This is a genomic window from Marinilactibacillus piezotolerans, from assembly GCF_900114235.1.
Lineage (GTDB): Bacteria > Bacillota > Bacilli > Lactobacillales > Carnobacteriaceae_A > Marinilactibacillus > Marinilactibacillus piezotolerans.
Window position 1 is genome coordinate 1 of record NZ_FOSJ01000068.1, and the last position, 9,016, is coordinate 9,016.

A 9,016-nucleotide genomic window follows, 5' to 3' on the forward strand; every position below is an offset into this window, starting at 1 on the left:
AATCGAGTAGGAGACAAGCCATTAATTGACTTGTCGACCTCTCACACCACCGTACGTACGGTTCCGTATACGGCGGTTCAATATCTTTTGTAAGCAGACTCCCCTAGGTGGCTTAGTGAAACTAAGCCCCACTGGTGGAGTCTTTCGTTTGTAAGTGCCCAATGAACTTCAGGCGTTTTGGATAGTCGCCAGTATTTCTTTCTTGAAAATCCAATCCGTTTTGCGCTATCCTCATCTAAACCGTACTCTAATAACTTCGTTATCTTTGTTTTCGGTCGTTTCCATCTTTTTAAGATAAGCTGTCTAAGTCTGTGATGTAACCATGGTTCTATCTCGTTTGATATGAATCTTTTGATAAATCCTAATCCAAAGTAGCCAATCCAACCTCTTGTGACTTGGTTGATTTCCTTTATAACAGTAATGAAGTTTCCTGGACGTTTACGACTCGTTAGCCGTTTTAATGTACGCTTAAACTTCTTCTTGGCTTCTTTTGTAGGAATAAAACGATAGGTTCCATTCACTTTCATCATCAGACAGCTCAAGAACTTTAAACGAGTGGGAGACCCCACTTTACTCTTTTCGTCATTGACGATAAGTTTGAGGTCTTTTTCAATAAAACGAGTCACACTTTTCATGACTCGTTCCCCTGCTCGTTTCGATTTCACATAAATGACAAAGTCATCTGCGTATCGAACGAATCGGTGTCCTCGTTTTTCAAGCTCTTTATCCAGTTCATGTAAGTATACATTGCTGAGAAGGGGTGACAATACACCACCTTGCGGTGCGCCTGTATGAGTTTCTACGAATTCGCCAGACAGGTCTGTTACACCACTCATCAAGAACTTACGGATAATCTTGAGTATCATCTTATCTTTGATGAACTGCTCAAGATGGTACATGAGTTTGTCGTGATTCAACGTGTCAAAGCATTGCTTTAAATCACAATCCACAACCACTTTATATCCTTCTTCATAGAACTTGGCACATTGTTTCAGCGCTGTATGTGTTCCTTTATTTGGTCGGAACCCATGACTTTGCGGAAGGAAATAGGGGTCGATATAGGGTTCAATGATTTGTTTGATCGCTTGTTGTACCACACGATCGCGTGCACACGGTATGCCAAGCTTGCGCTTCGCACCGTTTGCTTTCGGGATTTCAACCCGTTTAACAGGTTGAGGTTTGTATGTCCCATCAAGCAGCTTCTGCCTTAAGGGCAGATAATACTTCTCAATATGGCCTTCAACCTCAAAAACTGTCATGCCATCTACTCCAGCAGCGCCCTTATTTCGTCTAACGACTTGGGCTGCTTCGAGTAAATTTTCTTTTCTTACAACGAGCTCCATCAGTGATGGAGACTTACCATACATTTCTTTCATTTAACCTAGAAGAAAGCTCTACACATCTACATACTCTTTCGGTTCCACCTTATCCCTCCGCAGATTGCCAATGTTTCCATTGTTTTCTGTAGTCTTCGCTTCCTCTAACCTCCAGTCTTTACTTTGTATTTGATATTGTTCGGTCCTTCGGTACGTTTTCCCTACTATGACCTCGGCTGACTTCTGTCTATTCGTTGTTACTACGATACATCTGTATCGCTAGACAGATCTCCCCAGGTAAGGTGCGATAACCTTCCACTCATGTCACTGCCTCATTTACTGTAAGGGATTCGTGCAGTATTGGACTTTGTCTTGTTAGGCAGACTCATCCGTCCCTCTTCAGCCTTCATATAAGGTTTCTGTTCGTCAGTGCGAGTGTTTGCCTCCAGCTTCCTTTAGATTCCACCTCACGATGGACACCCTTGCTTTCAGCTAACAGTTCCTACTGCAAAGTCTGTAGTGGACTTTCACCACCAAGTTATCGCCCATGCCGGGCGCACCTAAGAAAAGCCTATTCCTTAATCGGATAGGCTTTTTTTGTTCTACCTTTATTGAAAAAAGGACTTGTTTACTCCAAGATAATTTCTAAAATAACTTTAAGTATATCTGACTATATAAAATCAAGGCATAAAAGCAACCCACCAAAATATACTAATTGCTATTATACACATTGAAATCAAATATCCAACAATAAGTAAAATAATAGGTACATATTGTACTAACTTATCTTTTTTTGATTCTGCTCTTTTAAAAACACATTTTCCATAAATACCGAAAAAAACAAGACATATTATTAGTAATAAAATTTGAGCAATTCCTATTGGATAATATCCCAAATAAATAGGAAACATAAGATATATAAAATAGGTTGAAAAAAACAAAAGATCTATGATTATTAAAGCAATTAAACTTTTTTTAGTATTCATCCTAAAAGCTCCTCTCTTTGTATTCGTTACTATTTAATTCAATTCTTCTTTCCAAAAATATACTCCTTCTCTAAAAAAATGAGTACACATTCTTACCTACACTAAAACTTTTCAATAAAGTATTCTTACATAAAGAATTAACTTTTTAAAATAACGTTTTAAGGTGGAAGTATTATGAAAAAAGATTTAAGAATAGTATTAAAATTTGGGTTACCTTTTTTGTTATTATATATGATCAATGGCTTACTTAATTTTATTGATGAAAATTTCATTTCTACTTCAGAGGAAATTCAAATCTCTCTTTTATTGGGTCTATTGATTTTACTGGGAAAATTTTTGTTTGCTTGTTTATGTACATATATTATTTTTGAATTAGCCAAGAGGCGTAATAAAGGTCATTTTCTAATAGATACACTGGCTTCCGCTATAAAATGGATATTATCCTTTTTATTTTTCCCTATCGTTAATAACATAATCGGTGTTCCTTTAGGAAATCTGTTGCCGGGTATAGAGGAAGCAAGCTGGGTCATTATCGTCTCTTTAATTATTTTATTGGCTGAGTTTTTATTCGCTTGTCTTTGTGCTTCCTTTATATTTGAAAGCGCTGAACATGGGAAAAAACGTCCTTTAAGATTTCCGAAAAGAGTTTAAATATATTAAAGTAAAGAACCTTTAAAGATCAGTAAGTAAAATGATCTTCAAAGGCTCTTTTGATTTACTGACTATATTTTTCAATCTGTTCTCTAGAGTGGCGAATCTGATTAATGATTTTATCATAGTTTTTTGAAGCATATACGTAAAACAGGATATCTACCAGAATAAATTGAGCATGAAGAGAACTCGTTGCCGCACTCCTTAAAGCACCTTCTTGAGCTCTAACATGCTGGAGAGAGATGTCTGCTTTTTTAGATAAGCTATTTTTCCCGAACTGGGTTAAGGCAATCGTTTTATACCCATTATCTTTAGCTAATTCTAGTATTTTCACAACTTCTTTGGTTTCTCCTGAGTTAGATATCCCGAAAAAAATCTGTCCTTCTTTTGGAGCAGACATTGCGGCTAACAGTACATGTGGATCAGAAAAACTGATACATGTTTTTCCGATTCGATTCCACTTATGAGCAATATTTTCTGCTACTAGGTTAGATGCTCCAATTCCATATAAATAAATGATCGAAGAAGATTTTAATACTCTTACCGCTTCAAGTAAAGAACGCTCATTAATCACTGAAACAGTATCCTGCATAGATTGAAAGGCATTACCCAGCAACTTGTCCATAATATCTTCAAGTGGCTCGTCCGGTGTAATATCAGAGTATCCCGCTGGACTCGTTTGGATGACTTCTCTAGATATCAAAACCTTCAACTGGGTAAAACTAGGAATATCCACTCTTTTACACAATCGAATCACTGTTGCGGCACTGGATTCTGCTTCTTTTCCTAACTTTGAAGCAGTCATATTAATTACTTCTTCTGGATTTTCCAGTATGAAATGCGCAATTTTTCTTTCTGCTTTCGGTAATTGATCAGAGATACTTTTAAGTCTTCCTAGAATATTTTTTTCTGTCATATTTTTACATTCCTTTGTCCCTTAGGATAATCCTATTGCTGAGAACGAATTGCTTCACGAACACGACCGTGTTTCTGATCCAACAAACTTTCCGCTTCGCCTAACGTTACTTCTGCCAATATTTGAACAATAGCAGTCTTCACCGAATGAGATTGCTCATAATATTTTTCGGCCTCTTCAAATGAACAGTCTGTAGCTTCCATAATGATTCGTTTGGATCGATCAACTAATTTCTCATTTGTTGCTTGAACGTCTACCATTAAATTCTCGTAGGCTTTTCCTAATTTTACCATAGTCACTGTAGAGATCATATTCAGGACTAATTTTTGTGCTGTTCCAGCTTTGAGTCTTGTTGAACCCGTTAACACTTCCGGTCCTGTTACGACTTCTACGGGGTACTTTGCTAATGCACTAATAGCAGCCTTAGGATTATTAGAAATTGATCCAGTCTGCGCGCCCACTTCCTGAGCGTATTTTAAAGCACCCTTTACATAAGGTGTACGCCCACTTGCCGCAATTCCGATCACCACATCTATTTCATTCAAATTTTTATCCTTTAAATCTTTGACGGCTAATGCTTCAGAGTCTTCTGCCCCTTCTACTGCTTCCAAAACAGCTTTTTCTCCACCGGCAATTATTCCTTGAACCCACTCAGGTGATGTTCCAAATGTCGGTACGCATTCTGCGGCATCTAATATCCCAAGACGTCCACTCGTTCCTGCACCAATATAAAATAATCTGCCACCTTTTTCCATTTGCTTAATAACAACCGTGATTAAGTCATTGATCTGATTCATGCTTTGACGAATAGCTTTAGTAACTGTAGTATCTTCTTCATTCATCAGTTCTGTCATTTCCGGTACAGATAATGTATCCAAATTCATTGAACGAGGATTTCTCTGTTCTGTATTCATTTTACTCATCATAGTCCTCCATAAATTGAAATTTGACTCCTGCAGTTATGTGCTCTAGTAACCCTAATGAAGCGTCTTTAACTTGACCTAACACATTTACTCGATCATCTGCAGGTAAGGCTCTCTTTGTCACTTGTAGTTCTCCTACGTACCTACCATATAAATCGTTATCTAACGTAATAGAACCCGTTGGTCGTTGCTTAGCTTGAATGGGTTCAAATGACTGCCCTTTTAAAGCAACCCTTGAACCTTCTGAACGAAGGACATCTCTTGCTACATCTTGTCTATTATGATGAATTTCATAAAAATTTTCCGGTAGATTAGTGTGCACATTGGTAATGGGTAAAACGATAACTTCCTCTTCTATCCATTTTTTTATTCTAGTGACGGTACTTTCTTTCATAAGGATATCTCCAATCAGAACTTCATCTACCAGGAAGGTTTCTTTTAAATCCATATAAGCAACAAGCGGATCTATATTGCGATGCTCTTCTAGTGTAGGTAGTCCCGCATATATCGGTCCCCTCTTTTTGAGATTTCCTGGAATAAATGCTTGTATTTTGAATCCTTTATCTTTTAAGTACTTATTTCTCTTTAAGAAGAAATTTCTATCTAGTCCTGTATTTTCTCTAGGATAATAATTATGACAGACCGTAACCTCCGACAGATTCATCCCCGCTTTCATGAGTGAAGTACAAGTTTCTTCAGTAATCGTACTCGCATTCAAGATGATCTGAAAATGTTTTGAGAAAGTTTTAATTTCTGTATACGAAAACCCATAATCAATTCTTAAGCTTGTAATCCCAAATTCCTTAAAAAAATCAATTGCTTTTTCTTTTGTGATTGAATACTGTTCTAATGTACTTGACGATACATCTGCCATCAAGTTCATACCATAGTTTTTTATTTTACCTGTAATCCGTTTCAACCCACTTAACGTTTGTTCAGGATCTTCTTCAGGAATATGAAGAGAGGTAAAAATCGTTTTAACTCCTACTTCGTTTAATACTTTCAAATTTTGCATATTCATTTCTTCAGACTGAGATAAGTAAAGCGATGCTCCTAACATAAAATCGAACGACCCTCTCTACTAAATTTAATATTTGATTTCTCTTTTATTATGAACGAAATGAAATATTATTTCAATTTATAAAGCGGATTTCATAAAAGTATTTCGCTTATAAAAAATAAGTATGGATGATTGACATCCTAATTTAAGAAGGCTAATATAAAGTCATAGAATATAGTACGAATTAGAGATAAATATTTTTATAATATATAAATTAAAGGAAGCGTTGGATGATGAAAAAAACAGTTGGAATTCACCATATTTCTGCTATCGTAGGAAGCCCCAAAGAAACCGTGGCTTTTTATTCAGAGGTTCTGGGGCTTAGACTGATTAAAAAAACTGTAAACTTTGATGATCCAAGAACTTATCACTTATATTTTGGTAATGAAGAGGGCACTCCAGGAACAATCATGACTTTTTTCCCGTGGCCTAAAGCTTACTCAGGAACCGTCGGAACTGGTCAAGTAGGCAGAACCATGTTTGTTGTCTCAGAAGATGCTTTAGACTTCTGGAGCGAGAGACTGCGTTCTTTCAATATAAAAGTAGAACAAACATCACTATTTGGAGAAGAAACTCTATTCTTTCAAGATTCTCATGGACTTAATTTAGCTATTGCAGCTAGATCTGTTTCCGCTGAAAATACATGGTTATCTGAAGGGATTCCTGAAGAAAAATCTATAAAAGGGATTGCCGGTGCTTCTCTTTTATCTGAGCAACCGGATAAAACAGCAGCACTTTTAGAACATTATATGGGATTTGAGAGGGTAGAGGAAACCGAAAACTATATTCGTTTCAAAGCAGAAGGAACACTTGGTAATACAATTGATTTGAAAAAATCAGAAAGTCTTTCAGGTTCCTTTGGAGTAGGTACGGTTCATCATATCGCTTTTCGTGCACAAGATTTTTCGGATCACTTAGAGTGGCAAGATTACTTGATGGATAATGGATATCCAACAACCGAAGTGAAAGACCGTCAGTACTTCAAAGCCATTTACTTCAAAGAACCGGGAGGAATTATAATGGAGATCGCTACTGATACGCCTGGGTTTACAGTAGATGAACCATTAGAACATCTTGGAGAAACGCTGCTATTACCAGAATGGCTTGAATCAAAAAGAGCGTTGATTGAGGCACACTTACCAAGTCTTTCTTAAAAAACTTATCTCTGCCTTAAACTATTAGCAGTTCTCTTATGAAATTGAACAACAAGAGACACCCAGATAATCTTACAAATAAAGACTAACTAGTTTGAAATCTCATAAAGCTCTATACTACTACTTATATTCACTGTTATTAATGAATTACAAACTTTTCAACATAGAATAAATCATTTTATGTAAAATATTTTGATTATTATATCTTCAAAAGAACTAAAGCATTTGCGACAAGCTATTAAAAATTAAATAGTAAAATCATGATGTACTATACTTGTAGCAAGTTAAAATAGTTGCTATCTTGGATCGTGGTGATGCTTATATATGTAAGTGTTAAAACCTTAGAAAGGATAAGCCTTTTTGTCCATAGCTGAAGCGTTACAGCTTATAATTGCTTTTGGCAGTCTTTTGATTTTCCTAATTAATCTTGTAATCATATTGATCAAGCTGAATAGTAACAAAAAAATAAGTAGCCGTATTTGCCAATAAGTAAAATAGCCATATACATCTATTCAACTGTAAAGTTTGTACTTTTACTCTGCCTTTCGTTATTAGTTCCCTAGCTATTAAGATAAGGATCTCCTTTACAAAAAAAAACGAATTCACAACCACTTTTAAGCTGTCGTGAACTCGTTTTTTGTTTTTTAATTTTCTACTTCTGCTTCTTCTAATTCATCAATTGCCAGGTTAGCCATCGTTATGAATCGTTCATTTTGCTGAATTTCGAAGACAAAAGCAGCCTTCTTGTAAGATTCTACTGCTTGGTGACTTTGATCTAAATGCTCTAGGCATAGACCCTTTTGATAAAAGAAATCTCCTAATAAAAAAAGTGTATTATTTTCTATCAATAATTCAAGTCCTTGTAGTACCTTCTCCAAAGAATCGCGATACTTCCCTTGTTTAGATAGACATAGAGAATAATTCAATAATAGTTTTGCTTTTTTCTCATGTCCCATCCATTCTGAAAAAGATTCAAATCCTTTTTGGTAGTACTCTTCAGCTTTATTGTACTCTTGTTTTCGCTGATACTGGTTTCCAATACTGTCGATGATTTCAACTCGTAGTTCACCTTTTTTCGTACCTTCTTCGATTGCGATCAGATGTTTTAATGCTTTATCATAGTCCCCATCTCTATGCGTGTATAACAACCCTTTGATCCATTCGAAAAACAATTTATCTTCTCCAACAGAACGGGCAACTAATTCATGGTTTGTCTCTACCAAATAAGCGACTGAATCATATTCTCTTCTATCAAGATGCTGTCTGATCATTTTACATAATTGGCTGACTTGAGAATGTCTCGTCTCTAAAGAATCTTCCCCATAGAAATAACTCATCGGGGTGTCCATTCGATCCGCTAATTTCTCCATCAGGTCTCGACTAGGTCGTACTTTCTGTTTCTCTAATCTACTAACCATTGCCTGAGTACAGATTCCTTCAGCAAGATCAATCTGTGTCATACCAATTTCTTTTCTTCTTCTTTTGATCTTCTCCCCTAAGCGCATATATCTGATGCCTCGTTCCTTATAAAATATAAATGTGATTATAATAGTCTCATTATACCTAAGCATCTTTTAATTTTCCACACTATAAAGCTAAATTTTATTAATATGACTCTATTAATAAAACACGCTAGTCAACTAAGGACTAGCGTGTTTTTAAATATTATTCTTTCTCCTAGATAATTCATACTTTTGCTTGAATCGTGGAAACACTGCCTAATGGCAGGCACTATGATACTTTTATTGTTTCACCTGTTAAGTGATGAAAAAAGAACTCCATTCTGATATAGTAAAGGTGTCGAAACCAACCATAAGAAAAGGAGTTCTTCTAATGACTAGCTTACACAAAAAACAGATTAAATTCAATTCTAACATTACCATTTCGCATACAGGTGGACGCTTATCTAGTGATTCCGGTTTGGTCTTAGTTAAAGAACTAATGAATACCTTTGGTTTCTCTGATTTAGCTAAACGACTACTTCACTTAAAAGAAAATCGTGCTTACTTC

Annotated in this window: 10 protein-coding genes; 4 read left to right on the forward strand and 6 right to left on the reverse strand. The window is 35.9% G+C overall.

The features are described 5' to 3' along the window. Nucleotides 1-77: 77 nt before the first annotated feature. Both ltrA and BM212_RS11300 read right to left on the reverse strand, forming a co-directional pair. The gene (gene ltrA / locus BM212_RS11295; protein ID WP_232226883.1) at nucleotides 78-1,376 is read right to left on the reverse strand and encodes a group II intron reverse transcriptase/maturase; all 1,299 of its coding nucleotides are present in this window, start codon (nucleotides 1,374-1,376) and stop codon (nucleotides 78-80) included. Nucleotides 1,377-1,996: 620 nt separating this feature from the next. After that, nucleotides 1,997-2,302: a hypothetical protein gene (locus BM212_RS11300; protein WP_091898620.1), complete on the reverse strand. Its 306-nt coding sequence runs from the start codon at nucleotides 2,300-2,302 to the stop codon at nucleotides 1,997-1,999. Nucleotides 2,303-2,476: 174 nt separating this feature from the next. On the opposite strand from BM212_RS11300, the gene BM212_RS11305 reads away from it, so the two are divergent. Continuing rightward, nucleotides 2,477-2,953 carry a hypothetical protein gene (locus BM212_RS11305; protein WP_091898622.1) on the forward strand — a complete coding sequence of 159 codons (477 nt, stop codon included), beginning with the start codon at nucleotides 2,477-2,479 and terminating at the stop codon, nucleotides 2,951-2,953. Between the two features lie 64 nt (nucleotides 2,954-3,017). On the opposite strand, the gene BM212_RS11310 is transcribed toward BM212_RS11305, so the two are convergent. Genes BM212_RS11310 through BM212_RS11320 form a run of 3 tightly spaced genes read right to left on the reverse strand, consistent with a single transcriptional unit; the run spans nucleotide 3,018 to nucleotide 5,852 of the window. Next, a complete protein-coding gene (locus BM212_RS11310; protein ID WP_091898624.1) occupies nucleotides 3,018-3,869 on the reverse strand; it encodes a MurR/RpiR family transcriptional regulator in 852 nt (283 codons plus the stop codon). A gap of 32 nt (nucleotides 3,870-3,901) precedes the next feature. After that, the gene (murQ, locus tag BM212_RS11315; RefSeq protein ID WP_091898626.1) at nucleotides 3,902-4,795 is read right to left on the reverse strand and encodes an N-acetylmuramic acid 6-phosphate etherase; all 894 of its coding nucleotides are present in this window, start codon (nucleotides 4,793-4,795) and stop codon (nucleotides 3,902-3,904) included. Then, nucleotides 4,785-5,852, reverse strand: a complete 1,068-nt coding sequence (locus BM212_RS11320) for a DUF871 domain-containing protein (protein WP_091898628.1) — start codon at nucleotides 5,850-5,852, stop codon at nucleotides 4,785-4,787. Before BM212_RS11320 ends, murQ begins: the two co-directional genes overlap by 11 nt. 230 nt (nucleotides 5,853-6,082) lie before the next feature. On the opposite strand from BM212_RS11320, the gene BM212_RS11325 reads away from it, so the two are divergent. Next, on the forward strand, nucleotides 6,083-7,006 hold the full coding sequence (locus tag BM212_RS11325) for a ring-cleaving dioxygenase (RefSeq protein WP_091898629.1): 924 nt from the start codon (nucleotides 6,083-6,085) through the stop codon (nucleotides 7,004-7,006). A 360-nt stretch (nucleotides 7,007-7,366) separates the two neighbouring features. After that, complete coding sequence (locus BM212_RS13000) at nucleotides 7,367-7,495, forward strand: putative holin-like toxin (protein ID WP_143744950.1); 129 nt, start codon at nucleotides 7,367-7,369, stop codon at nucleotides 7,493-7,495. Between the two features lie 155 nt (nucleotides 7,496-7,650). Here BM212_RS13000 and BM212_RS11330 read toward each other — a convergent pair whose 3' ends face one another. After that, nucleotides 7,651-8,511, reverse strand: coding sequence for a helix-turn-helix domain-containing protein (locus tag BM212_RS11330; RefSeq protein WP_072693726.1), 861 nt, complete (start codon nucleotides 8,509-8,511; stop codon nucleotides 7,651-7,653). Between the two features lie 328 nt (nucleotides 8,512-8,839). Between BM212_RS11330 and BM212_RS12505 the strand changes: the two genes are divergently transcribed. After that, nucleotides 8,840-9,016, forward strand: a 177-nt coding sequence (locus BM212_RS12505) for a transposase (protein ID WP_177206457.1), incomplete at its 3' end; no start/stop codon positions are given.

What these genes read in the sequence shown, in the direction of transcription:
- BM212_RS11300 (WP_091898620.1), bottom strand. Translation starts at nt 2,302, where the DNA reads ATGAATACTAAAAAAAGTTTAATTGCTTTAATAATCATAGATCTTTTG.
- BM212_RS11305 (WP_091898622.1), top strand. Translation starts at nt 2,477, where the DNA reads ATGAAAAAAGATTTAAGAATAGTATTAAAATTTGGGTTACCTTTTTTG.
- ltrA (WP_232226883.1), bottom strand. Translation starts at nt 1,376, where the DNA reads ATGAAAGAAATGTATGGTAAGTCTCCATCACTGATGGAGCTCGTTGTA.
- BM212_RS11310 (WP_091898624.1), bottom strand. Translation starts at nt 3,869, where the DNA reads ATGACAGAAAAAAATATTCTAGGAAGACTTAAAAGTATCTCTGATCAA.
- murQ (WP_091898626.1), bottom strand. Translation starts at nt 4,795, where the DNA reads ATGATGAGTAAAATGAATACAGAACAGAGAAATCCTCGTTCAATGAAT.
- BM212_RS11320 (WP_091898628.1), bottom strand. Translation starts at nt 5,852, where the DNA reads ATGTTAGGAGCATCGCTTTACTTATCTCAGTCTGAAGAAATGAATATG.
- BM212_RS11325 (WP_091898629.1), top strand. Translation starts at nt 6,083, where the DNA reads ATGATGAAAAAAACAGTTGGAATTCACCATATTTCTGCTATCGTAGGA.
- BM212_RS11330 (WP_072693726.1), bottom strand. Translation starts at nt 8,511, where the DNA reads ATGCGCTTAGGGGAGAAGATCAAAAGAAGAAGAAAAGAAATTGGTATG.